The sequence below is a fragment of the Paenibacillus sp. PK1-4R genome (assembly GCF_030369595.1).
Lineage (GTDB): Bacteria > Bacillota > Bacilli > Paenibacillales > Paenibacillaceae > Paenibacillus.
In genome coordinates this window covers 6,621,919-6,646,792 of the sequence record NZ_CP126535.1, presented here as the reverse complement: position 1 = coordinate 6,646,792, position 24,874 = coordinate 6,621,919, and the positions used below count along the sequence as shown (strand labels likewise).

The following is a 24,874-nucleotide window of genomic DNA, read 5'->3' as shown; positions in this document are numbered from 1 at the left end:
CAGATCAACTGGGGATGATAAGAGAGTGCATAGGGGGAAACGTGATGACAGAGCATGAGCAGCGACCACCGGAGATGAAACGGCATGAACAAGGGAACAGTGGATGGGCGAAATCACGAAAGTCACTTTGGTGGGGTGCAGGGCTTCTCGTTGTGCTGATTGTGGCAGCTGTTGTGTGGTGGAAGCCGTGGCAATCGACGGGTGCGGTACTTACGGCAGATGCGGCAGCACAATCCGTACTGGATCAATATCCAGGTGAGATTGTGAATTCCACGTTGAAGGACGGGACGTATATCATGCAGCTCCGCTCGGAGACCGGACTGTATGACGTGCAGGTGGATGCCGTCACGGCTACCGTGAATTCCATTAAACGGCTGGAGTCCAACCCACAAGCGGAAGAAAAGACGTTATGGAGCCGCGAGCAGATCAAGACGGCGTTGTTAAAACAACAAACAGATAACCAATTGGTCTCGCTAGAACTTGTCGAGCAGCAAGGCAGTCCGGTATACACCGCGGTCGTGAAGGCGAAGGATAACAGCCGTGAAGAACTTACGATCGATCCATACACGGGAGAGACGATAGCTTCCAAAACAATAGCAGCCCCGACAACTGAACCAACCAAGGATGATCCCAAACCTCAGTTTCTGAGCGAGAAACAAGCCAAGCAGAAGGCACTTGCGGAGGTCCCGGGAGAAGTGGACGACATCGAACTGCGTGGAACCAACAGTGGGAATCCATATTATCTGGTTGAAATTGATCTGGAGGATGGCCGAGAGGCTATTGTGCAGGTGAATGCCATCTCAGGAGCGATTCGTTCCGTGACTTGGGATGAGGACGAGGATTAACCTTTTGCAAAGAACCCATTAAATATAGTTATAGTGTTAAACTGCTTTAGAGAGATGATTCCTAGTTTAGGGGTCATCTTTTTCAATTAGATGGACAATGAATACCTGTTAAATGAGCATTCTCTTCATTTTCTCATCAAATTCTAATCTAACTCTCGCTGATCTCTCATTCCTGCAGGTTATTCTATAAATGTAGACGAGAACGAAACAACAAACGAGGAGATGAATGATGATGATGAACAAACATAAACTTTGGATTGGTAGCTTGTCAGCAGCAGTATTACTTGGTGGATCAGCCGTAGCGGCTAGCGGGAATGTGAACGGACAATCGGTGCAAACTACACCAACGTCAACAACACAATCTGCAACACAGAATCAGAACAACACAGGTAAAATGCTGAATGCATCACAAGCAAAAGCGTTGGCGTTAAAAGCAGCCGATGGTAAAGTGGATGACGTGGATCTGGAGCGTAGAAACGGCCAAACGTTCTATGAAGTTGAGATCGACAGAAAAGGAACCAATGATGTTGTCGTTCGTCTGGATGCTTATACAGGCAAAATTCTTGCGGTCGTGAACGATGAAGACTACGATGACGACGATTATAAAGATAATGTGACAGGCAACACATCTAACAACTCTGCTTCCAAGCAGGTCAAATTGACGGCATCCCAAGCTTCAAACATTGCGCTGAAACAAGTTACGGGTGGTAAAGTAACCAAGGTCGAGCTGGATCATGATGATGGTCGCTATGTGTATGAGATCGAACTGAGAACCGCTCAAGGTGAAGCAGATGTAGATATCGATGCCAACACAGGTAAAGTGTTATCGTTCGACCAGGATTTTGACGACCAAGACTAAGCAATAAGGGCGAGAGTACGCCGATAAAACATCATATAAAAACCTGCCTATCAACAGCCGCACACAGCTAGAGATCGTTACATCATGGAGGGGCAGGGCAGGTATAGCAGAGGACGCTTCGGGGGAAGCGTCTTTTTGCTGTTGATGAAGAGAATGGAGTATGAAATTGTACATCTTCCGCCGGATTGTTCACTATCCGAGCAGGAACGTGGCGGATACAATCGGAATCAAGGAGGTGAATGCCCAGCCAATCTTGCCAAGAATTCTATTGCTAAAATGCATCATCGATCGGAGGCAGATGAGACATATCGATTTTATTTTATGTAAGCGCTTCACAAAAAATATGGAGGTGCATTACGATATGGCTATGAACGATGGATGGTTGAAAAAGAATACACATTCACGTCGCTTTACCCGCCGCTTAAGTTATCTGCTTGCTTTGGTTTTGGCGCTGCAATCAATAGGTATGCTGCTTGCACCCGGACCGAATGCTTCAGCTGCTCCGCTCAGTGTAACGAACGGGATACAGTTCAAGGATACCAATGGCAATGTCGTTCATGCTCATGGGGGCGGGATGATCAAGGCAAATGGGTATTATTACTGGTTTGGGGAGAATCGTAATACGAATGGAACGTTCAAGGCGGTATCGGTGTATCGTTCATCGGATCTGAAGAACTGGGAGTATCGCAATGATGTGCTCACCAGCAGCTCGGCAGCCGAGTTAAATATCTCCAACATTGAACGCCCGAAGGTCATCTATAACAGTTCGACTGGCAAATATGTGCTGTGGATGCACAAGGAGAATGGTCTGGATTATGGCGAGGCCCGAGTGGCCGTAGCTACTTCGAATACGGTTGATGGCAACTACACGTATGTGGGCAGCTATCGTCCACTTGGGTATGATTCCAGAGACATGACGGTGTACAACGATAACGGAACCGCTTATCTGATCTCCGCGACCCGAGTGAATGCAGATCTGAATATATATAAGCTGACCCCGGATTTCCTCGGTGTGGAATCCCTTGTCACAACACTGTGGCCCGGACAATATCGTGAAGCACCTGCCCTATTCAAAAAAGATGGCGTCTACTTCCTGATCACCTCGGGTGCCACTGGCTGGAATCCGAATCAGGCGAAATATGCGACAGCCTCCAGCATTACAGGCACATGGAGCGGTCTCAGTAACTTTGGAGACAGTACAACGTATGGTTCCCAATCCACCTATGTTGTTCCGGTAGAGGGTTCACAAACAACCTCCTATCTCTACATGGGTGATCGCTGGGCTGGAGCGTGGAGCGGACCTGTGCAGGATTCCAAGTATGTCTGGCTGCCACTTTCATTCCCAAGCGCAACCAGTCTGGCGATGAACTGGGCCAGCAGTATTACGATTGATACAGCAACAGGGATCGTGACCGGAGTGAATACACCGGATGTATGGGACCCGAATGCTTCATATCAGCTGATTAGTCGTAAAAGTAACAAGTTGCTTAATGTCATCGGGGGTTCTTCCGCCAACGGTGCGGATCTGGAGCAGCGAGCAGATGGGGGAACAACAAGTCAACAGTGGCAGATTACCGATGCGGGTGGCGGCTATGTCAAAATCATCAACCGTTCCAGTGGTAAGCTAATCGGTGTGGAAAATGGTGCCACGACCGATGGGGCTGTCATTGAACAGTGGAATGATGGCGGCTGGGCCAGTCAGCAATGGCAGCTCGTCCATGTAGGTGGTGGTTATTATAAACTGAAGAACCGCAGTACAGGCAAGGTCTTGGACATCTCCGGTCAATCCCTGGCAGATGGGGCTGCGGCCATCCAGTGGACGGATAATGGCGGCACGAATCAGCATTTTCAGATTGTTAAGGTGCAGTAAGACGTTTTAAATATTATAAAATAAGGTTCAACATAAAGTGGAAGCCCTTGTCTCTTACCGTAAGGTGGGACAGGGGCTTTGTGATGTGTTCACGCTTGTTACGTGATGCTCATACTCAAAGGGGATATCCAGACGATGGCTGATATCGTGACCTATTTCCGATCATTACCATCCCAATCTGTGGTAAACTAGTAGAATTGTAGAAAAAGATAGAGACAGGAGCTGGATAACGAAGTGAGTGAACAACAAGTGCTGTCAATTGAAAGCTTACGTATGAGATATAACGGACGTTATGTGCTGAATGGCATCGATCTGGAAGTGAATCGCGGTGAGATGATTGGATATATTGGTCCCAATGGGGCTGGCAAAAGTACAACGGTTAAGATTTTACTCGGGCTGGTTGAAGGATATGTAGGCACGGTGCGAATCTTTGGTAAAGATATTGCGGATGGGGATGTAGAGTATAAGCGCAGAATCGGTTATGTTCCGGAGGTCGCGGAATTGTACGAACAATTAACGCCTGCGGAGTATCTGACTTTTACGGGAGAGTTATACGGCATGTCCTATGAAGATGCGGATTACAAAGCCAAGCTATTGATGGATTGTTTTGGGCTGGAAAAATCATATCATTCCCGCATTGCATCCTTTTCTAAAGGTATGCGTCAGAAAGTGCTGTTAATCTCTGCGCTGCTGCATGACCCGGATCTGCTATTTCTGGATGAACCACTCAGCGGATTGGATGCCAATAGTGTGATGGTGGTCAAAGAGATTTTGTCACAATTGTCAGCCAAAGGCACAACGATCTTCTATTCGTCACACATCATGGATGTGGTGGAGAAGATCAGCAGTCGAATTGTACTGATCGCTGAAGGACGCGTGGTGGCAGACGGTACGTTCAAGCAGCTCCAACAGCAGTCCATGGAAGGGACGCTGGAGGAAGTATTTAATCAATTGACAGGCTTCAATGAGCACAAAGCCATTGCGGAGCGATTTGTATCGATTGTGCAGGAGGTGTACTGATATGGAGGAATCCTCCGACTTCCGCACACTCAAGATTCTGGATCGCTTTCGTCCGCTCATCGCCAGAACAGGGGCGGATTATGATGTGCTTCGCCTGATTTTGCGGGTGAAATTCCAGATGGATCAACGCAGAGTACCCACCATTTTGTCCAACAATTCAGGAAAAAAAGAGCGCAAGGAAGGGAATCAGTTTCTTCGTTCCCTGTGGTTGTATGGATTAATGGGACTGATGATGGTCCCCTTCATCGTCTGGGATACGGGGCATTTCATGCTTCAGATGGGTCTTGTGTTTGGCATCTTAATGTTTATGATCATGACGTCCATGATCTCGGATTTTTCCTCCGTACTGCTGGACATTCGGGATCGTAATATTATTATGACCAAGCCCGTTAATGGACGAACGGTGGGGATGGCCCGAGCCATCCATGCGGGCGTATATCTGCTACTGCTGACGGGTTCATTAACCGGTATACCGCTAATTGCCGCGTTGGTGACGCATGGGATCGGATTCTTTCTGATTTTCCTCGTAGAATTGATTCTAATCAATATGCTGATTCTGGTGACAACGTCTCTGATTTATCTGTTCATGATGAAGTTTCTGGATGGCGAGAAGCTGAAGGATATGATCAATATGGTACAGATCCTGCTTTCCGTGGGGATTGCAATCGGTTATCAGCTGGTGATTCGTTCGTTCAGCATTATTGACTTTGGTATGGTATTTACACCGGCTTGGTGGCAGTTGCTGCTGCCTCCGTTATGGTATGCGGCTGCCTATGAATGGTTATTCGCGGGCGGTGGGAATGTGTGGATCTATACGTTCACAGCACTTGCAGTCTTGGTTCCTGTGGTGAGTATGATCGTATATGTGAAGCTTATGCCTTCCTTTGAATTGTATTTGGAAAAAATGGCACATTCGGGTCAGTCCTCTGGACGCAGACACGGAAGATGGGATCGGTTGATCTCCAAGGTGGTCAGTCGTTCCAGAGAGGAGCAGGCTTGCTTCCGTCTGTCAGCCAGCATGATGCGTAATGAACGGGAATTCAAGCTGAAGGTGTATCCATCACTTGGTTTATCATTTGTTTTACCTTATGTATTTTGGTTTACCGAATTACAATCTTCTACCTGGGCGGAGTTTAGGCAAAGTTCGTTTGTATACACCTTTTACATTGTGCTGATGCTGGTTGTAACGGTGGTGGTCATGTTGAAATTTTCGGGACAATATAAGGCGTTCTGGACCTTTCGCGCTGCACCGATGGCGAACGATAGCGCGTTATACAAAGGCGCTCTGAAGGCGTTCCTGTACAACATGTTCCTGCCTATATTTCTGGCAAATGCCATTCTGTTCACCTGGGCATTTGGATCACGGATACTGCCGGATATTGCGATAATTTTGTTGACGGCTACGGCACTTGTCCCACTGGCAGGCAAATTGTTGCTGCGTAAGCCGCCGTTCTCCCAATCTTTCAGTATGGCGCAGCAAAGTGATGGCTGGTATGTATTTGCCGCCCTCCCTGTGCTTGCCATGTTATGGGGAGTCCATGTCTTTTTCCGTTCGGTATCGGGGGGCGTATGGATATATGGTGCGCTACTGATCGTAGCGAATGTGTTGCTGTGGACGCTGCTGTTTCGAGAGAAGAAGACAGCGAAGAAGAGGCCGGTTGCAGTTTGAGAAGTTACAGCAGAACAGAAGAATAAAAGAAAAGCGATAAGGGATTAGAAAGTAGAAGGACGAAGTGATAAGAGCCTAGAAGAGTTAAGAGTGCTAAGAAGAACTAAGAAGAGCTAAGAAGAGCTAACCTGGACATGGATGTCGGGGTTAGCTCTTTTTGTTAGGTGATGCTACCCCCAAAGAAACTTCATCCGCAGCGCTAACGAACCTGAGACAACCTATTCACGGTCAAAATCTGAAATATAAATTCTAACGAACCTCAGGAACGCTATCCTTCGGAAAGTAGTTATTTAGCTTGAAAAAGGACCAAACTAGGCACAATAGGATGTCTGAGATTCGTTAGATATTAGATCCATGCTAAAAGGGGCTTATAACGTGTATCAGGTTCGTTAAAATGGAGTGAAGCAGTGGAGGCTCTCTTTAGGTACGTCGAAATATCTAAATCGAGTGAAGCCCATAATGAGTTCCAGGTAATACTATAACTTTGAATCAATAGGGAGACGGCCGATGTGTTGGCGGTGTGAATATACTTAGGTGGCAGGGTGTTTGTATATAGAAGCTGTATCCAATTTAGTAATAAGGACTAGCAGTAACGTCGCGCCCAGCAAGCAAATATTAGGTTCAGGTATGTGGGGACACATGAGTACGCAATCACCCGCGTGAATTGTGGTAGAAGTGAGTAATCTAACGGATGGTTCTGGACTTGTTTACGGCTAGGGGTCTGCTATTGGAACGGTTCTTGATCTGTATCTTTGGGCAGAGTGGGGTGCCCTATTTCTTATAGCCTGATCGAAGGATGGATTCCGCCAGCCGATCGGCTGCATCCGCTGTGGAGATCGCAGATTGCGTAGCTTCTGCGTATACCTTGCTCAGCGTGCCTGCAATCCCCGCCACCTTTTGGCGGATCAGGTCAGGCCCCGCGCCTTCCAGCTCGTAGGCGGTGGAGATGATTCCGCCTGCGTTGAGCACATAATCAGGCGCGTACAGGATGCCGCGCGCCTGCATGCGGCCAACAACCAGCTGTCGTTCACTCAGCTGGTTGTTGGCCGCCCCGGCAACGATGGAGCAGCGCAGCTCCTCCACCGTTGCCGGGGTAAGTACGCCCCCTAGGGCACAGGGGGCGAAGACCTTGCAGTCAGCGGCGTGGATATGGGCCGGATCGGCCGAGATGGCGCCGCTGAACTGCACAAGGGCACGTTGTACACGCTCCGGTACAACGTCTGCCACAATGAGCCGTGCCCCGGCTGCATGCAGGTAACGGCACAGGGCATGCCCGACCTTGCCCAGTCCCTGGACGGCAACGGGAATGCCCTGCAAAGATGCAATGCCTTGCTGGCGCAGCGAGGTCACAATGCCGATGTGTACGCCGTAGGCGGTCATCTCGGCAGTGAAGTCATCCTGCGCCCCAAGCGAACCCGTGGTGTCCGTCACATGTGCGGTCTCCAGTCGGATCTGGTCCATGTCTGTCGCCGTGGTACCCAGATCCAGACCTGTCACGTACCGTCCGTTCAGCCGCTCCAGACAACGACCCAATGCGCGAAAGCGCTGCGCCCGCTTGGATACGTCCGTATCCAGGCTCTTATCTATACGATCAGCAACCTGATCGGCGGCGACTTCTCGTTCCGTGGCAGCGCTCTTTTGCTGCTCTACCCCTAGATCTCCAGCGACCTGCTCACCACTAACAGACCCGCAACCATCCACATCCGGTTTTGCACTCTTCGCAAAGGGTGAATCCCATATGACCACTTTCCCGCCACCATACGGCAGTCCAGAGATTGCATTTTTGTACGTCATGCCTTTGGCAAGCTTCACAGCATCCCGAACAGCTTCTTCCTCGGACGCGTACGTCCAGTAGCGGCATCCGCCGAGCGCAGGTCCAAGGACCGTGTTATGAATGGCAATGACCGCCCTCAATCCACTATCTGCATCATGGCAAAAAATGAGTTCCTCCATGCCTTCCCGCTCCATCTCCTGCCATAGCTGCATGACGGTACCCCCTTTTTTTTTTGACCCATCCATCCTGGTTCTGACCTGATATCCTGTGCCAGCGTGCTTGGCTTTATGATGATACAGCATATTCAAAGACCCCCGTTTTCGACCCTGGGACCTCCGCCGGGTTGATAATCGGTACAAACGGTTCTATAATTGCAGTTCCGGCATGCCAGAGAGCAGAAAATGCCTACGGATTTACATTCAACCGTTTAGAATGAGGGCATAACGTCCAATGATGGAGATAGAGCGAACATACAGGAAGCATAGATGAAACGAAATCGTCGAGGATATGCAGCAGAGGGCCAATTTCGTTGTGAAGGCCAGGAAAGAGGGATTACGATTGTTTAAAATATTGGTATTTATCTTTTTGATCCAGATTGTGTACGTATCGGCTTATACACTCCGGATGATTCTGACACTCAAAGGACAGAAATATATCGCCGCACTGATCAGCATGGGTGAGATTGTGATCTATGTGCTCGGTCTGAATCTGGTGTTAAACTATCTGAAACAACCGGAGGCCCTGATTGTATATGCGGTAGGTTACGGATTGGGTGTGCTGCTCGGAGCGTGGATTGAAGAAAAGATTGCGCTCGGTTATATCACCGTTAAAGTAATCTGTAATCAGCTGGATGGAAGCGTCGCGAATGCCCTGCGAGATAAAGGATATGGCGTTACTGCCTGGGTGGGTAGTGGACGTGATGGAGATCGGCTCGTGATGGAGATTCTGGCGAAACGAAAAAACCAGAAACTGCTCTATCAGACGATTCTCAGCCTGGACCCCAAAGCATTTGTCATTACCGTGGAGCCCAAACAGTTCCATGGCGGCTTCTGGACACGTTCCATCAAAAAGTAAAATCGAGCAGGTCTGCAGCAGATGCAGTCCTGCTTTTTTGGTTTCATTTTACCCGAGATCTTCTTGTTGCCACGATATATCCCTGAAACCTTACCCCCAAAGTTAACTTCGTACGATTCAAGGTTGTTTACAGTACAAACCCTTACCATACCAGCCTTTCCTAAGCACATGTGAGATAGGGATTATTGTTGTAATCGCTTTCAACATTTACATTGAGAACATGTCCTTCGTAACTTGGCATGGCAGCGATGGACGAATGTTATCATCATATATTGGGAGGAATGGAATCGATGAAAACGAAATTTCGAAGTTTATGCAGCACAGCCCTGGCTCTAACGTTGGGGTTAACTTTATTGTCCGGCCCGGCAAGTTTGCAGGCAGCGGGTAACGCAGACTACAATCTCACAGGCTTCTCTCAAGGGAACGCGGGCGGCGGCATCATTAGCGAATCAAACACAGCCACGTATAAGAAAGTGTATAATGCGAACGATCTGGCACTGGCGCTGAAAAAGAACTCCGGTGTCAAAGTTGTTGAGATCATGAACGATCTGAATCTGGGATGGAATGAAATTCCGAGCGCAGCGCAGACTTCTCCTTTTGCCAAGCATAATGATGCGCTGACACATCCCGTATTGAAACAGACCGGTGTCAGCAAACTCACGATTGACGGTTTCAATGGACTCACGATTTTCTCCGCCAATGGTTCCAAGATCAAACACGCTGCGATCAGCGTGAAACGAAGCTCAAATGTCATCATCCGCAACCTGGAATTTGATGAGTTATGGGAATGGGATGAATCAACCAAAGGTGATTACGACAAGAACGATTGGGATTACATCACCCTGGAGGAGAACAGCAACGTATGGATTGATCACTGCACATTTAATAAAGCCTATGACGGACTCATCGATTCGAAAAAAGGAACCAGCGGCGTGACCATCTCCTGGTCCCTCTTCAAAGGGGATGACGGCAGCTCGAACAGCTGGGTCACCCAGCAGATTAACGAATTGGAAGCAAACAAGGCTTCCTATCCCATGTACAACTACCTGCGCAGCAGTGCTGTAGGTCTCAGCAAAGCCGATATTATCGCCATCTCGGGACCACAAAAGAAAGGACATCTGGTCGGTTCGACCAGCCTGGAATCGGCTAATGCCAACCTGTCCATGACTCTGCACCATAACTTATACAAGGATATTCAGGACCGGATGCCACGCCTGCGTGGAGGCAACGCACATGCGTACAACATCGTAATGGATGCAACAGGGGCACGTGCCGCTAAAGCCAAAATTACAACGGCGATGGCAACAGCGATTGCGTCCAAAGGTTATAAGTTCGATATTATTGGTAACGGGGCAATCTCTACAGAGAGCGGGGCCGTCTTGGTTGAGAAATCAGTCATTAAGGATGTGCTGTACCCTGTTCGTAACAATCAGACCGATCCGGCAGACCCAACCTATACCGGCAAAATCAGAGTGACCGATACCATGTATTCTTTGGATGGAAGCTCATTCCGGGGCAGCAGTGATACGTCTGGCAGTCCACTGGCGCCAATCCCGGCCGCGGTGAAATCGTTCTCCTGGAACGGCTTCTCGACACTTCCTTACAGCTACCCCACGGATGATCCATCTACGTTGAATGCACGCCTCACGGCTTCCAATGGCGCGGGTTCGGGTAAACTGACCTGGTCCAAGGATAATTGGTTGAAGACAAGTTATTGATATCAGAGTAACCTGTTGCTTTTACGTTCTTCAAATAAGGAAAAGAGTGCTCCTGCAGCTACGATAGCCGGGAGTGCTCTTTTTATATGAATTAGCTCCATAAACAGTTTGGCGGGCCGCTTGAAAAGTGACTCCTTGTTAGGGTGGAACATCTCCAGCTACAGCATGTGTTGGTCTCCCGGGTGATCGTTATATATCGATATTCATCTTCATTATATTAGTGAGTAATTTATGACAAATTAACCATTTATACAAGTAAGCCTTGTAATTTTACTTACCGGTAAATATAATTTATTAGAATTGACCACTTATGTACCAATATACAAAAACGAGCAAGTGAATATGAGTTGAATTCGGAGAACGGATCCGGCTCTTGAAGATTGTCGAAAGGATGGTGAAGCAGCTTGGATGTATGGATATACTCCGCACTTATTCTTGTTTATTTGATACTTGTTGTTCGGATGGCCGTCTATTTAACCCAGCGGAAGCAATGGCTCGATTATTCCAGTTTTCAGCTATTCGTAGCGTTCAGCTTGGCATATGACAATGGAATTATTGCTGTAGGTAATTTGATAGGGGAGGGGGAAGTGTTAATGTTTCTCAGTAGCCTTCGATTTTGGCTGCATGCCTTTGCTACCCCTACCCTTATTCTTGTTGGCTACCATATCTTGCGCAGCTCAGGCGCCAAGTTTGCAAATAGAAGTATAACGAGTGTGGTAGCATGGCTGATAACTTTAGGTTTGGTTATCTACCAGATTGTAGGTTTTACTTTATCCGAGGTTAAAAATCTCAAGGTTATAGAAGAGTATGGAGTACTGAGATATATGGCAGAAGGTCATGGAGGTCCGCCGATGATGGTGATCATCGTGGGGATTGTACTCTTGTTTGTTAGCCTGATCGTTCTTTTCAAACATGAATGGGTATGGCTGTTTGTTGGGACTGCATTATTGTTTGTAGGACAGTTAATCTCCCTGCCAGTGGAAACCGGAACTTTAACCAATGTGTATGAGTTAATCCTCATCCTCTCGATTTGGAGAACGACTACATTTTTGAAGAATTCAACAGATCGTCGCCCTCGTTAAGCTCCGATGCATCAGAAAAGACTGGCCAGTAAGATAAAGGCCAGTCATCTGTGTTCGTTTATTTAATTGTATAATTCAGATATCCATAGTATCTGATGAGGCAGACACAGCACTCACCGAGTCACGATAGATGATATTACCTTTCACGTGTACACGGCCGAAACTGCGGTTCGGGTTGTCGACCTTTTTGAGCATCGACTGGACTGCCGTGCGCGCCATCTGTTCCACATCCACTTCAACAGTTGTCAGCTTGGGATCGGAGAGCATCGCATAGATATCATTGTCAAAACCAACAACAGAGCATTGGCCAGGCACCTGAATATCCATGGAAGTCAGTTTTTGGACGAGCAGATGAGCGACCTGATCACAGTTGCATACAAAGGCGGTTGGCAGCTGTTCCGGCAGATCAATCTCAATAAACGTACCTCGTTCATCCCGATCATTCAGAACCAGCTCTGGATTCATCGGCAACCGATGTTCCAGCAAGGATTTGTAATACCCGAGGAATCGGTCCTGGATGCTGCTCGTGGAATACAGGTTCCCCACATAAGCAATGTTACGGTGGCCCTGCTGAACCAGATAGTTCGTCAGCTCATAGGCAGCGTAGAAGTTATCGGTAACGACGGAATCGATGTCCGAATGTTCATCGTAGAAGTCGAGAAACATTTTGGGAACCTCCATCGATCGCACCAGTTCAATATACTCTTTGCTGATCTGTCCGAGCACGATGAAACCATCGACCTTGTTGTCGCTGTACAGCTTGGGCAGTGTTAATTCCTCCTCATCCTCCACATTCAGAATGTGTAGAATGCCGTAGTAGCCCTGTTCCTCCAGATGTTTGGTGATGCGTTGGAACACGCGTACATAGAACGACTGCGTAGGCCCGGTAAAACGCTCCGGGATAATTACGCCAATATTATGGGTTAAGCCTTCCTTCATGGAACGGGCAGCAGCATTATACCGATAGCCCATTTCAACAGCAAGCACTTTAATTTTTTCCTTTAATTCGCCACTCACGCCATCTTTATCATTCAATGCTTTCGAGACGGTCACACTGCTGACCCCGAGCCTGTCGGCGATATCCCGCATGGTGATATTGTTCTTCAGTATGGTCGCCTCCTTCAAGCCGGTATAGGCACAATGTGCTGTCATTATGATGAGTGCTTTCTCCGCACATAATAACAATCCATATCAGTATACATCGTTACCAACTTGGAATAAAGCCATTCTGACTGTTGTTTCGCTATTTTCAGCATATTTTAGGCTTGCTTGAAAGGCTGTTATAGCGATGTTATGTCAATTGTTTCTGTAAAAGCTTCTCATTCTGTTCAATCAGCTGACCCCGTTGGCTAGCACAGTCCAAGGAACGATATGGATCAGCCGGTGTATTGAACGTATAATCGACCAGTTTCTCCAGAGTCGTTGTTGCTACATGACAGCGGGTATCACTGGATGCGTAATAGATAAAGACTTCTTCTTTTTCATTGACCACAGCACCATTGCAGAAAATAACATTGGACACATCGCCTACCCGCTCATCGTCATAAGGGGCAATGAAGTGGCCGCCCGGCTTGGCAATAATACGCGCCGGATCATTCAGATCCGTAGCGAAGGTGTATAACACATAACGCAGGCCTGCTGCGGTATTCCGAACCCCATGAGCAATGTGAATCCAGCCGCGATCTGTCTTGAGCGGAGCAGGGCCTTGGCCGTTTTTGACCTCATAGACCGTATGATATTGCCGTTCGTCTATAATGGTCTCTTCATGAATGACAGGGTTCAAGATATCCTCACACAGACCAAAGGCGATTCCGCCGCCGCTGCCTGTTGAGATGAAACCGTCCTGTGGACGGGTGTAGAAGGCATACTTTCCATCCACGAATTCCGGGTGCAACACGACATTGCGTTGTTGAGGGGAATTCGTTGTGATGTTGGGCAACCGTTCCCAGCTTGTAAGATCACGTGTACGAACCAGTCCTGCCTGTGCAACTGCGCTGGATGTATCAAATGCAGGAGCTTCCGGGTCTTTGCGTTCCGAGCAATAGATGCCATAGATCCAGCCATCTTCATGTTGAACAAGGCGCATATCATACTGATTGGTTTCATCCGCATCGATATCATCCCAGACCAATGGTTTACCCGTGAAACGGAATCCATCGATGCCATTGTCACTCTCGGCGAGCGCAAAGATTGATTTGCGATCTAATCCTTCCGTACGAATAACCATGACGTATTTGCCATTGAAATAGATGGCTCCCGGATTCAACGTCGCATTAATGCCCAGACGCTCCATAAAATGCGGGTTCGTCGTCTCATCCAGATCGAATCTCCAATGCAGCGGTACATGATGGCGAGTGATTACCGGATATTGATACCGATCATATACGCCATTGTAGAAGGAAGAATTGATCTCATTGGGGCGACTAAGTAGCTGCTCCTGTTTCTCCAGTAACTCCTTGTATTTCGGGTGTATCATTCTGATCCCATCCTCTCGATTAGTTCAATACAGAATCTGCTATTGTGATACGGGCATTTCCACGGTCCAGCAATCTCGCTCTGATCCGGTGTACCGTTCCCATCAACCGACCAGTACCATTCCCCACCAGCGCGCTGATCAATGATGTTTTCTTTTGTATAGGTCCACAAGCGTTCCACTCTCTCCAGAAACAAGGGATCGCCTGTACGCTGATACGCGTTATAGAAACCGACCATCGCCTCAGCTTGAACCCACCAGATTCGCTTCTCATCGATATGTTCACCTTCTTGTTCATTTAACAGGGAACCATCGGCATTCACGGCTACATTGGAGATGTTATAGGCGATATCCGTTACCATCGCTGCATACTCCGGATGTTGTTCCATCCCCAGAACTTTCAGTGCTTCGTCGATCAGCCAGCTGGCTTCAATGTCATGTCCGAACGAGCGCAGATCGATGATGGATTCCCACTGTTTGTTGAAAAATACCCCGAGAAACTTGGTGTCTTGGTCATACACCCGTTCATATAGAATTCCGAGCAGGCGTTCCAGCGCCGCCTTCACTTGTTGATCTGGCCACACGCGATAGAGCGTGGTGTAGGCCTCTAACACATGGATATGCGTATTCATTGTGTAATCCGCAATAACCCCATTTTCGCTCAGCATTTCATTGGGCTGTTCCTTCCATGTGCGATCAAATTGTTCCTTATACGCAGGTAGTTCGGCATCCAGACCTTTGTCCTCGATTAGAGCAAAAAGCGTTTTCGCAAGTTCCAATGCAGAAGCATCCCCGGTAGCACGATAGTACTCACTGAGTGAATACACGCCGAATGATTGCGTATACACATGTTTGCTCGTATCCAGTGCTTCCCCTGTGTAATCTACCATCCAGTACATACCGCCATATTCGGTATCCATCACATGGTCAGCGAGAAAACGGTATGCATGTTCAGCATGCTCGCGCCATCTTTCGTTTCCGGTAATCCGATAGGCTGCTGCAAAAGACCAGAGTTGCCGTGCCGTGGCGATCCCGCCTTTGGGTGCCTGTGGATTCACCTGAAGATCATTGCCAACCCAACCGTAGAATCCACCGTGGGTTGTATCTTTAAGGTTGGACCAGAAGGGTAAAATCTGCTTCTCCCAATGCGCCTTAATTTCAGATTGGAGTTGGGGTGTTTTTGTATTCATAAGTGAGCGCTCCTTCAAAATAGTGCATCAATCTAATTAAATTAAGTTAACGGTAACTTTATTAAATAATATTAGTGCTCTGAAAAACAGATGTCAACGAAATGCATCGCAATTTTTCTTGTTAAGTTATAAATAATTTAATTGACAGGTAAGCGTTACCATAATAGAATTCATTTTGTAACCTTAACGATAACTTAATTGACTTAAGAGAGGGGTCGAAACAATTGAGAAAAAACAAAGGTTGGATGATGTTGCTGACGATGCTGCTCATCACTTCACTACTTGCTGCATGTTCATCCGGAGGTGGATCTTCGCAGGCAGGGGAGGAGATCAGTACAGATCCGGCAGATATCAAGGGTGAGATTACTGTCCTTACACAACGTACAGATATTGTTGATACCGTATTCAAAGACTACGCTGCTGAGTTCAATAAGGAATACCCGGATGTCAAAGTGAACTTTCAGGCACTGGCAGACTATGAAGGACAAGTGAAAATTCGTATGAGCACCAAAGATTACGGTGACGTATTGATGATCCCGACGAGCGTTCCGATCGCGGATATCCCGGACTTCTTCGAGCCGCTTGGCACGTACGATGAACTGAAAGACAAATACACGGCTATTGAAGAACGCATGGTGGATGGTCAGGTATACGGTATCCCTACGGTCATCACGTTCTCGGGAATTATCTATAACAAACAGGTCTTCAAAGAAGCCGGTATCAATGAAGTGCCTAAGACACCTGAACAATTCCAGGCTGCGCTTCAGTTGATCAAAGACAATACTGACGCGGTTCCGCTCTACACCAACTATGCATCCGGCTGGGCCCTCACCCAATGGGAATCGGACCTGCCAACTGTTGCAGGCAGTGTGGATTACGTTAACGTGGACCAACCGAACACAGATGAGAACTTTGTGCCTGGTCAGCCGCACTATGAACTATATAAAGTGCTCTATGATGCAGCCAAGAACGGTCTAATCGAGAAAGATCCAACAACAACCGACTGGGAAAGCTCCAAAGCGGATCTCGCCAAAGGCAAAATTGCTACGATGGCACTTGGATCTTGGGCGATCACACAGATCCAAGGCATGACGGATACTCCGGACGACATTGGTTTCTTACCTTTCCCAACCAATGCAAGTGAGGTTGTGGTTCCGCTCTCCGCAGACTATAACATCGGCATGAACGTGAACAGTGAGAACAAACCTGCTGCCAAAGCCTGGATTGACTGGTTCCTGGCGAAATCAAACTACGCGGTTGAACAGGGCGGCGGTATGGATGCAGACAAAAACGCGGAATTACCACCCATTTTGGATCAATATAAAGACGTTAAATTCTCCACGCTTACACCTGCCAAAGAAGGTCAGGAAGGTCTGGTCGACAAGATTGATAACGAAGGCGAAATCGGTCTCTGGCAGCCTGACTTCAAGAAACGCATTATCGAAGCAGGTATTGGGAACCGCAAGGAATCGTATGACGACATTATGAAAGATCTGAACGATAAGTGGGTCAAAGCAAGAGCAGAACTCACGAAATAATTGGATTAACGTAAGTGGATCAGGTGATGAATGAACTGCGGGGATATAGGAATCCATTTATGAATGGAGCATGGAGTATGTGGTATTTGAAAGCATGATACCCATGCTCTTCCCCCGGCAGTTATTCCGCAGGAATTCCATTGGACGGGAGTCTTTCGATATATAGGCGGGAGAACCGCTTGGAGGTGTGGAGAGCATGAAGTACTTAAAACTTTCGAATTGGGGCTACTCAGCGCAACGCATATTTATCATCTGTGCCTTCTCAATTATTCCGCTGGCGTTGTTGTTCACGTTTGCATACTTACCAGTCATCAACATGTTCAAATACAGTTTCACCGATTGGAACGGATATAGTAAAAGGTTCGATTATGTTGGCTTTGAGAACTACACTCGCATATTCAGTGATCCCGAATACTTCAAAGTATTTATTGTCAGCTTGTACTACTTCGTGGCTACGTTCTTACAGATGGGATTGGCGCTTTACTTTGCCACGATTCTGAGTTTCAAAGTTCGAGGCAAAAACTTCTTCAAAGGCATACTGTTTTTCCCTTATTTGCTGAATGGGGTAGCCATCGGTTTTATCTTCCTCTTTTTCTTCAAACCTGACGGTACACTCGATATGCTCATGCATGCTGTAGGGCTGGGACAATACACGCAGCTCTGGCTCGGTAATCCCAATATTATTAACGTGTCACTCGCAGGTGCATCGGTATGGAGATACATGGGCTTCAACTTTATCATTTTCCTGGGTGCAATCTCCTCCATTCCGAAGGATGTGTATGAAGCATCCGATATTGATGGTGCCAATCGCTGGCAGCAATTCCGCCACATCATCCTGCCAAGCATTACACGCATCCTGCAGCTTAACCTGATCTTGGCGATTAGCGGCGCAATTAGTGCGTTCGATATTCCATATATCATGACCGATGGTTCCAACGGCAGTATGACATTTGTAATCCAAACGGTTCACTTGGCATTTAAATATGGCAAGCTGGGACTGGCATCCGCCATGGCTGTGGTGCTGCTCTTGATCGTTATTCTCGTTACGCTTGTGCAGCGCGTCACCATGAAAGGGGAGGAATAAACGTGACACAACTCAAATACACCCTTGCGAGCGTGGTTAAATATGCTTCCCTGGTGCTTGCGGCGTTTATCGCACTGTTACCTATCGTGGTCATCCTGTTTGCATCTCTCAAAACGAATGCAGAATACGCTACCAGCAGCCCGCTTGCCCCGCCAGCCAACTGGCTGAACTTTGCGAACTATGCGAAGGCTTTTGTGGATGGCAACATGCTGGTTGGTTTCAAAAATACAATTATTATCTTGGTCATCTCCATTATAGGGGCGACCTTAACGGGTTCCATGATCGCGTATGTGCTGGATCGGTTCAAATTCAAAGGCAAGAAAATCATGGTCGCGGCATTCCTGCTCGCTACCCTGATTCCAAGTGTTACGACACAGGTCGCCACATTCCAGATCATCAACGCGCTCGACCTGTTCAACACACGCTGGGCGGCCATCGTGATGTACCTGGGTACAGATATCATCGCGGTTTATATTTTCCTGCAGTTCCTTGGCTCCATCTCAAGTGCACTGGATGAATCCGCCATGCTGGACGGCGCGTCGTACTTCACGATCTACTGGAGAATCATTCTGCCACTGCTGAAACCGGCCATTGTAACGGTCATTATCGTGAAGGGTGTGAACATCTATAACGACTTCTACACACCGTTCTTGTACATGCCAAAGACCGATCTACAGGTCATATCCACCGCCTTGTTCAAATTCAAGGGACCGTTTGGATCGCAGTGGGAAGTCATCAGCGCTGGCATCATGATCGCCATTATTCCAACCATGATCATCTTCCTGTTGTTACAGAAGTACATCTACAACGGCTTCGCGCAAGGCTCAGTTAAATAAAATCCGAAGGGAGAAATGAAAAATGTCAGTTGCCGAAACGAAAAACGTACACATTGTTGGGGATGCTTTGCCGAATATGCCATGGGAAGCCAAACCGGAGGGAACGGAAGGCCCGGTATGGAGACACTCGGCGAATCCGGTGGTTCCGCGTAACCCGGTCAAGGGTGTTGCCCGTATTTTCAACAGTGCTGTTATACCGTATGAAGGAAAATTCATTGGTGTATTCCGCGCTGAAACCGTTAATGGCCGTCCGCACCTGCACATGGGGGCGAGTGAGGACGGTCTGGAGTGGACGATTGAAGAGGAGCGTATTGCATTTGTGGATGAGAATGGCGATCCGTTTATGCCGAACTATGCGTACGATCCACGTTTGGTCAAAGTCGAAGACACGTATTACATCATCTGGTGTACAGACTTCTACGGTGCAGCACTGGGTCTGGCCAAAACAGATGACTTTAAAACATTTGTCCGCCTCGAAAATCCAATGCTGCCATTCAACCGGAATGGCGTGTTGTTCCCACGCAAAATCAACGATAACTATGTAATGTTGTCCAGACCAAGTGACAGTGGACATACGCCATTCGGGGATATTTTCCTGAGCGAAAGCCCGGATCTCGTGTATTGGGGCAAGCACCGTCATGTGATGAGCAAAGGCGGCCAGGGCTGGTGGCAATCGGTCAAAATTGGCGGCGGTCCTGCTCCGATTGAAACGTCCGAAGGCTGGCTGATGTTCTACCACGGCGTCACTGGAACCTGTAACGGTTTGGTATATAGCATGGGTGCGGTCATTCTGGATCTAGATGAACCCTCCAAAGTAAAATATCGTTCTTCTAACTTTGTACTGACACCGGAAAAATGGTACGAGGAGCAAGGCTTCGTTGATAACGTCATCTTCCCGTGTGCAACACTGCATGATGCTGATACCGGACGTATCGCCATCTATTACGGCGCAGCCGACACGTATGTGGGCGTGGCTTACACGACCATCGAAGAGATCGTGAACTATGTGATCGAGACGGACGAAGTCATTGCAGGAGATCACGAGGAAGGCAAGCTGTAATTGAAGTGAAAGTGTATATATTCGGTCATTGTATTTACATTAAGTTAACAGGAACACTGGGGAGCAATGCATATGGATTATATTAAGGGATTTACATTTGGCTGGATGAGTGGCAAGGGCGACTTCCGCAAGCCGGAAGCCAAAGAATCCTTGCGCCTGATGGCTGAACGTACAGGCAGTTCACATGTTATTTTTGCACTGGCGGCACATCAGGATCATCCGCAGGCGGTAGAGGTCAAGTATCGGGGTGAACATCTGGTAGAGGATGATGAACTAATCGACATGATTCGTTATGCCCGTACACTCGGGCTGCGTATCATTCTGAAACCAACCGTTAACTGCACCGACGGCACATGGCGTGCACACATTAACTTTTTTGATATCGATGTGCCTTGTGAGCCGAAGTGGAAGGATTGGTTCTGCAGTTACACGGCATTTCAGAAGCATTATGCAGGGATTGCAGAGCAGGAAAAGTGTGAGATGTTCATCGTAGGCTGTGAGATGGTGCAATCCGAGCGTCGGGATCAGGAATGGCGCGAGGTAATCGCTGGTGTGCGTGAAGTGTACACGGGACCGGTGTCATACAATACAGACAAATATCAGGAAGGTCATGTGAAATGGTGGGATGCTGTGGACGTCATCTCTTCCAGTGGGTATTATCCCATCGGAGATTGGGAGGCACAGCTGGATCGAATTGAGCAGGCGATTGCTCCCTACGGCAAACCTTTCTTCTTAGCAGAAGCAGGCTGTCCCAGCCGCAGTGGATCAGCCCAGGTACCAAACGATTGGGGACTGGAAGGCGAAGTGAATGCGGAGGAACAAGAGCGTTTTTATGAGGCGATGTTCCGGCATGTCAGTCAGCGTCATTGGGTACGCGGATTCGGTCTGTGGGATTGGAGCGCACATCTGCACGCGGAGAAGGATGCGCTGACCGATGACGGATATGGAGTTTACGGCAAGCCAGCGGAGCAGGTGATTCGTCGGTTCTATGAGGGCATCGCTGTAGACGTTTAAATGAGAAACAAGAAGGCGTATGAAGATGGATTTCAGTAATATATCTGCATATGTACTTTCGTGATTACCTTGCTGTGAGCAAGGAATAGCAGATTATTGTGGAACTTATTTTTGCAGTTGCAATTTATATTCAGGTCGAGAGGCTCTTCCTCCTATAGGAAGGGCTTTTTTGGCTATTTTAATAACAACACATACTATGTCGAATTTTGTTGACAAAAGGAGGGCTCCTGCCTATTCTTAATGGATGAATATGATAATCATTATCATAAAATAGAGAAAAGGGGTTCAACATCCATGTCTGTTCAACATCGCAAATCTTCGGCCCTCACGCTGGCAACTATGCTCTTGTTGTTATTCGTTATTGTGGGTTGCAGCAATACAGGAAGTGGAGATGAATCCTCATCTGCTGCTTCGGATCAAACATCTACGAAGTCGATTACGATGTCATGGCCACGTGATATCGGTACAATGAATCCGCATACGTACAATCCTTCGCAATTATTTGCCCAATCCATGCTCTATGAGCCACTGATCAGTTACCAGAAGGACGGAAAACTGGAACCTGCTCTGGCAGAATCATGGACCATTTCCGATGACGGCAAGGTATATACATTCAAGCTTCGCCAAGGTGTGAAATTCTCAGATGGTACGCCATTTAATGCTGAGATTGTGAAAAAGAACTTTGATGCTGTAATGAAAAATAAAGACACACATAGCTGGCTGGGCATTGTAGGCGTGCTCGACAAGACGGAAGTTGTGGATGACCATACTTTCCGATTGACACTCACAGAGCCGTATTATCCGGTTCTTCAGGACTTGTCTGTGGTCCGTCCGTTCCGCTTCTTGGGTGAAGCTGGATTCCCGGATGATGGAGATACCTCCCAAGGCATCAAAGAGCCAGTTGGAACAGGCCCGTGGATGCTGGCGGATTACAAGCAGGACGAATATGCTGTTTTCAAACGCAACCCGAATTATTGGGGAACAGCACCAAAGGTAGATCAGATTACGGTCAAAATCATTCCTGACGGTGAAACCCGTGTCCTTGCTTTTGAAAAAGGCGATCTCGACCTGATCTATGGTGAAGGTATGATCAGTCTGGATGCGTTCCAGGAGCTGCGTGACAATGATAAATATGTGACCCAATTGTCTGATCCGGTGGGCACACGCAGTCTGTTGCTGAACTCTTCCAATCCAAAGCTGTCCGATGTCAGAGTGCGGATGGCGCTCCAGCAAGGGTTTAACAAAAAGGCGATGGTGGAAGGCGTGACTTCCGGATTGGAAGAACCAGCCGATACCGTATTGTCCAAAAACTATCCATACACCAATGTAGACCTGGAACCGATCACGTATGACGTAGAAAAATCCAAGGCATTACTGGATGAAGCAGGTTGGAAGCTTCCGGCTGGTGGTACGGTTCGTGAGAAAGACGGTCAGCAGCTTGATTTCGAGATGATTTTTGACAAAACGGACCCGATTCAGAAAGCGATGGCTGAGACCATTCAGGCGGAATGGAGCGAACTTGGGGTTAAAGTGAACCTCACTGGGCTGGAACTGACGGTACAGATCAAACGTTTGAAGGCCAATGATTTCGACCTGTATTTCTGGTACAACTATGGCGCTCCATATGATCCACATTCCTTCATTAACGTTGTGGCGAGCCCTGGATTCGGGATTTCCGAGACCTTGAGTGCGTTGCCGATGAAAAAGGAACTGGACGATCAGGTGCATGCAGCACTGTCATCTACAGACGAGACGAAACGCCAGGAGTTATATGGCTCTATCCTGAAAACACTTCAGGAGCAATCGGCGATCGTACCGATCTCTTATATTAAGAAAACGGCTGTATATCAGAAGAAAATCTCCAACTTTATTTTCCCGGCAAACCGTGACGAAAATCCGTTTGTAGGAATCGAATTGGGCAATCAATAATTAGTAATTTCATGTAGCTTGATAAAAGGGAGGAACGTTTGGTGATCAGTTATATCGGTAAACGAATGATCGCGATCATTCCTATCGTTTTTATCGCTACACTTGTTACCTTTGCGCTTATTCATATTTCACCGGTTGATCCGGCCGAGGCTTATCTGACAGCCGCTCATATCTATCCAACACCGGAGTTGCTTGCGCAAAAACGGCATGAGTTTGGCCTGGATCAGCCTTTGTTAACCCAATATGCGCATACGATTCAGAAGATTGCCAAGCTCGACTTCGGCACCTCGTATCTCACCAATAAACCCGTATGGGATGAAGTGAAATTAAGGCTTCCCGCTACGGCTGAACTAGCCTTCTGGAGTATATTGTTATCGGCTTTGGTGAGTATTCCTTTGGGAATACTGGCGGCGGTGTACAAGAATAGCTGGATTGACATGGTCAGCCGTGCTATTTCCTATTTTGGAGCATCTATTCCGCAATTCTGGCTCGGTTACCTGCTGATCTTCTTTTTCTCGGTGAAATTGGACTGGCTACCTGTGGAGGGGCGTGGATCGTGGGAGAATCTGGTTCTGCCTACGATTACACTCTCCTTGATTCTTATTGCGGTCTACACCCGATTGTTGCGTTCCAGTGTACTGGAGCAATTGCAGGAGACATATGTACAGTACGCGAGAACACGCGGGATTCGCGAACGAGTCATTATGCTGAAACATGTCCTGAAGATCGCTATATCGCCCCTCATTACGGGGATGGGAATGAGTATGGGCAAGCTGCTCACAGGCACCATTATTGTGGAGCAGGTGTTTTCCTGGCCTGGGTTCGGACGATACTTTGTTGATGCGATATTTAACCGGGATATTCCCGTTATTCAATGTTATGTCTTCTTGGCGGCCTGCCTGTTCATCGTATGCAATCTGCTCGTTGATCTGGTGCAACTCGTTATGGACCCACGGATTTCAGCGAAAGGACGGGCAGAACATTGATAAACAAATGGCGTGCGGTATTAAAAGGACAGAGAGCCATCCAGATCTGCTCGGTGATCATATTGCTTTTCTTCGTGATCGCGTTACTAGCTCCATGGATTGCTCCTCATGACCCTGTGAAGGTGAATCTGTTACAGAAGCTGGCGAGACCATCGCTTGAGCATTGGCTGGGAACGGATCATCTGGGACGCGACAATCTCACCAGACTGATGTATGGAGCGAGGGTGTCGCTTGGATTTGCTACCCTGATCTTTCTGTCTTCTTTGCTAATAGGTGTCATTGTAGGTTCAATCTCCGGTTACCTTGGTGGCTGGGTGGACAGTCTGTTGATGCGCTTGTGTGAAGGCATTATGGCGTTTCCGAATCTGGTGCTGGTGCTGGGTATTGTGGGGATTTTTGGTCCAGGTCTGATGCAGGTGCTTCTAGCACTCATGATGGTGCAGTGGGTGTATTATGCACGTATCTGCCGGAACATGGTCGTTAGTCTGAAAGAACGGAACTTCATCGCTGCGGCGCGAATTAGCGGCTCTTCTTCGTGGACGATTATTCGCAAACATATCATCCCCAACGTGCAGCGTCCGATTGTTGTGATGGGCACGTTGGAGATGGGATGGGCGATTATGGATATATCTGCTCTGTCCTTCCTGGGACTCGGTATTCAACCACCGAATGCAGAGTGGGGAGCCATGATCCATGAAGGAACGGGATATATTCGCAGTCATCCGGAGTTGATGATCTACCCGGGGGCATTGATTCTGCTCGTAGTCATTACGTTCAACATTTTGGGAGAAGCGTTATCCGAGCGTTATGGCATTGCAAAAAGGTAGTGGTTCGGAATCGAAGGCATATGAGG

General features: G+C 47.8%; 21 protein-coding genes. 17 read left to right on the top strand and 4 right to left on the bottom strand.

Annotation, left to right across the window (positions count from 1 at the left end; translation table 11 throughout):
• The first annotated feature begins 44 nt into the window (after window positions 1-44).
• The 6 genes from QNO02_RS28870 (at window position 45) to QNO02_RS28845 (ending at window position 6,263) form a co-directional block, all read left to right on the top strand.
• The gene (locus QNO02_RS28870; RefSeq protein WP_289390643.1) at window positions 45-845 is read left to right on the top strand and encodes a PepSY domain-containing protein; all 801 of its coding nucleotides are present in this window, start codon (window positions 45-47) and stop codon (window positions 843-845) included.
• A gap of 226 nt (window positions 846-1,071) precedes the next feature.
• The gene (locus tag QNO02_RS28865) at window positions 1,072-1,704 is read left to right on the top strand and encodes a PepSY domain-containing protein (RefSeq protein ID WP_289390642.1); all 633 of its coding nucleotides are present in this window, start codon (window positions 1,072-1,074) and stop codon (window positions 1,702-1,704) included.
• A 135-nt stretch (window positions 1,705-1,839) separates the two neighbouring features.
• Window positions 1,840-2,031: a hypothetical protein gene (locus QNO02_RS28860; protein ID WP_091035743.1), complete on the top strand. Its 192-nt coding sequence runs from the start codon at window positions 1,840-1,842 to the stop codon at window positions 2,029-2,031.
• 34 nt (window positions 2,032-2,065) lie between these two features.
• Window positions 2,066-3,574, top strand: coding sequence for an RICIN domain-containing protein (locus tag QNO02_RS28855; RefSeq protein WP_289390641.1), 1,509 nt, complete (start codon window positions 2,066-2,068; stop codon window positions 3,572-3,574).
• Window positions 3,575-3,808: 234 nt separating this feature from the next.
• Window positions 3,809-4,594 carry an ABC transporter ATP-binding protein gene (locus tag QNO02_RS28850; RefSeq protein WP_047840868.1) on the top strand — a complete coding sequence of 262 codons (786 nt, stop codon included), beginning with the start codon at window positions 3,809-3,811 and terminating at the stop codon, window positions 4,592-4,594.
• A 1-nt stretch (window position 4,595) separates the two neighbouring features.
• The gene (locus tag QNO02_RS28845) at window positions 4,596-6,263 is read left to right on the top strand and encodes a hypothetical protein (protein ID WP_289390640.1); all 1,668 of its coding nucleotides are present in this window, start codon (window positions 4,596-4,598) and stop codon (window positions 6,261-6,263) included.
• 771 nt (window positions 6,264-7,034) lie between these two features.
• On the opposite strand, the gene QNO02_RS28840 is transcribed toward QNO02_RS28845, so the two are convergent.
• Window positions 7,035-8,249 (bottom strand): Leu/Phe/Val dehydrogenase, encoded by a 1,215-nt coding sequence (locus QNO02_RS28840; protein WP_289390639.1) that lies wholly within the window; start codon window positions 8,247-8,249, stop codon window positions 7,035-7,037.
• A 346-nt stretch (window positions 8,250-8,595) separates the two neighbouring features.
• On the opposite strand from QNO02_RS28840, the gene QNO02_RS28835 reads away from it, so the two are divergent.
• The 3 genes from QNO02_RS28835 to QNO02_RS28825 all read left to right on the top strand — a co-directional run bounded on the left by QNO02_RS28835 (window position 8,596) and on the right by QNO02_RS28825 (window position 11,911).
• Entirely contained in the window at window positions 8,596-9,111 is a 516-nt protein-coding gene (locus tag QNO02_RS28835; RefSeq protein ID WP_036671622.1) for a DUF2179 domain-containing protein, read from the top strand.
• A 290-nt stretch (window positions 9,112-9,401) separates the two neighbouring features.
• Window positions 9,402-10,829 carry a pectate lyase family protein gene (locus QNO02_RS28830; protein WP_289390638.1) on the top strand — a complete coding sequence of 476 codons (1,428 nt, stop codon included), beginning with the start codon at window positions 9,402-9,404 and terminating at the stop codon, window positions 10,827-10,829.
• Between the two features lie 404 nt (window positions 10,830-11,233).
• Window positions 11,234-11,911: a hypothetical protein gene (locus QNO02_RS28825; RefSeq protein ID WP_289390637.1), complete on the top strand. Its 678-nt coding sequence runs from the start codon at window positions 11,234-11,236 to the stop codon at window positions 11,909-11,911.
• Between the two features lie 75 nt (window positions 11,912-11,986).
• Here QNO02_RS28825 and QNO02_RS28820 read toward each other — a convergent pair whose 3' ends face one another.
• From QNO02_RS28820 to QNO02_RS28810, 3 genes are all read right to left on the bottom strand, one after another.
• A complete protein-coding gene (locus tag QNO02_RS28820) occupies window positions 11,987-13,063 on the bottom strand; it encodes a substrate-binding domain-containing protein (RefSeq protein WP_091035759.1) in 1,077 nt (358 codons plus the stop codon).
• Window positions 13,064-13,202: 139 nt separating this feature from the next.
• Window positions 13,203-14,387 (bottom strand): glycoside hydrolase family 130 protein, encoded by a 1,185-nt coding sequence (locus QNO02_RS28815; RefSeq protein ID WP_133386249.1) that lies wholly within the window; start codon window positions 14,385-14,387, stop codon window positions 13,203-13,205.
• The gene (locus QNO02_RS28810) at window positions 14,384-15,574 is read right to left on the bottom strand and encodes an AGE family epimerase/isomerase (RefSeq protein ID WP_289390636.1); all 1,191 of its coding nucleotides are present in this window, start codon (window positions 15,572-15,574) and stop codon (window positions 14,384-14,386) included. Before QNO02_RS28810 ends, QNO02_RS28815 begins: the two co-directional genes overlap by 4 nt.
• A 224-nt stretch (window positions 15,575-15,798) precedes the next feature.
• Here QNO02_RS28810 and QNO02_RS28805 point away from each other — a divergent pair, with 224 nt between their 5' ends.
• The 8 genes from QNO02_RS28805 (at window position 15,799) to nikC (ending at window position 24,848) form a co-directional block, all read left to right on the top strand.
• Window positions 15,799-17,112: an ABC transporter substrate-binding protein gene (locus QNO02_RS28805; RefSeq protein ID WP_289390635.1), complete on the top strand. Its 1,314-nt coding sequence runs from the start codon at window positions 15,799-15,801 to the stop codon at window positions 17,110-17,112.
• Window positions 17,113-17,308: 196 nt separating this feature from the next.
• Entirely contained in the window at window positions 17,309-18,196 is an 888-nt protein-coding gene (locus QNO02_RS28800; RefSeq protein WP_017691677.1) for a carbohydrate ABC transporter permease, read from the top strand.
• 2 nt (window positions 18,197-18,198) lie between these two features.
• Window positions 18,199-19,032: a carbohydrate ABC transporter permease gene (locus tag QNO02_RS28795; protein ID WP_133386247.1), complete on the top strand. Its 834-nt coding sequence runs from the start codon at window positions 18,199-18,201 to the stop codon at window positions 19,030-19,032.
• 22 nt (window positions 19,033-19,054) lie between these two features.
• Entirely contained in the window at window positions 19,055-20,092 is a 1,038-nt protein-coding gene (locus QNO02_RS28790; RefSeq protein ID WP_289390634.1) for a glycoside hydrolase family 130 protein, read from the top strand.
• 72 nt (window positions 20,093-20,164) lie between these two features.
• Window positions 20,165-21,106 carry a glycoside hydrolase family 113 gene (locus QNO02_RS28785; RefSeq protein ID WP_445259499.1) on the top strand — a complete coding sequence of 314 codons (942 nt, stop codon included), beginning with the start codon at window positions 20,165-20,167 and terminating at the stop codon, window positions 21,104-21,106.
• Between the two features lie 294 nt (window positions 21,107-21,400).
• Window positions 21,401-23,035 carry a nickel ABC transporter substrate-binding protein gene (gene nikA / locus QNO02_RS28780; protein WP_289390632.1) on the top strand — a complete coding sequence of 545 codons (1,635 nt, stop codon included), beginning with the start codon at window positions 21,401-21,403 and terminating at the stop codon, window positions 23,033-23,035.
• A gap of 41 nt (window positions 23,036-23,076) precedes the next feature.
• A complete protein-coding gene (gene nikB / locus QNO02_RS28775) occupies window positions 23,077-24,021 on the top strand; it encodes a nickel ABC transporter permease subunit NikB (RefSeq protein ID WP_289390631.1) in 945 nt (314 codons plus the stop codon).
• Window positions 24,018-24,848: a nickel ABC transporter permease subunit NikC gene (gene nikC, locus QNO02_RS28770; RefSeq protein WP_289390630.1), complete on the top strand. Its 831-nt coding sequence runs from the start codon at window positions 24,018-24,020 to the stop codon at window positions 24,846-24,848. Before nikB ends, nikC begins: the two co-directional genes overlap by 4 nt.
• Window positions 24,849-24,874: the final 26 nt, after the last annotated feature.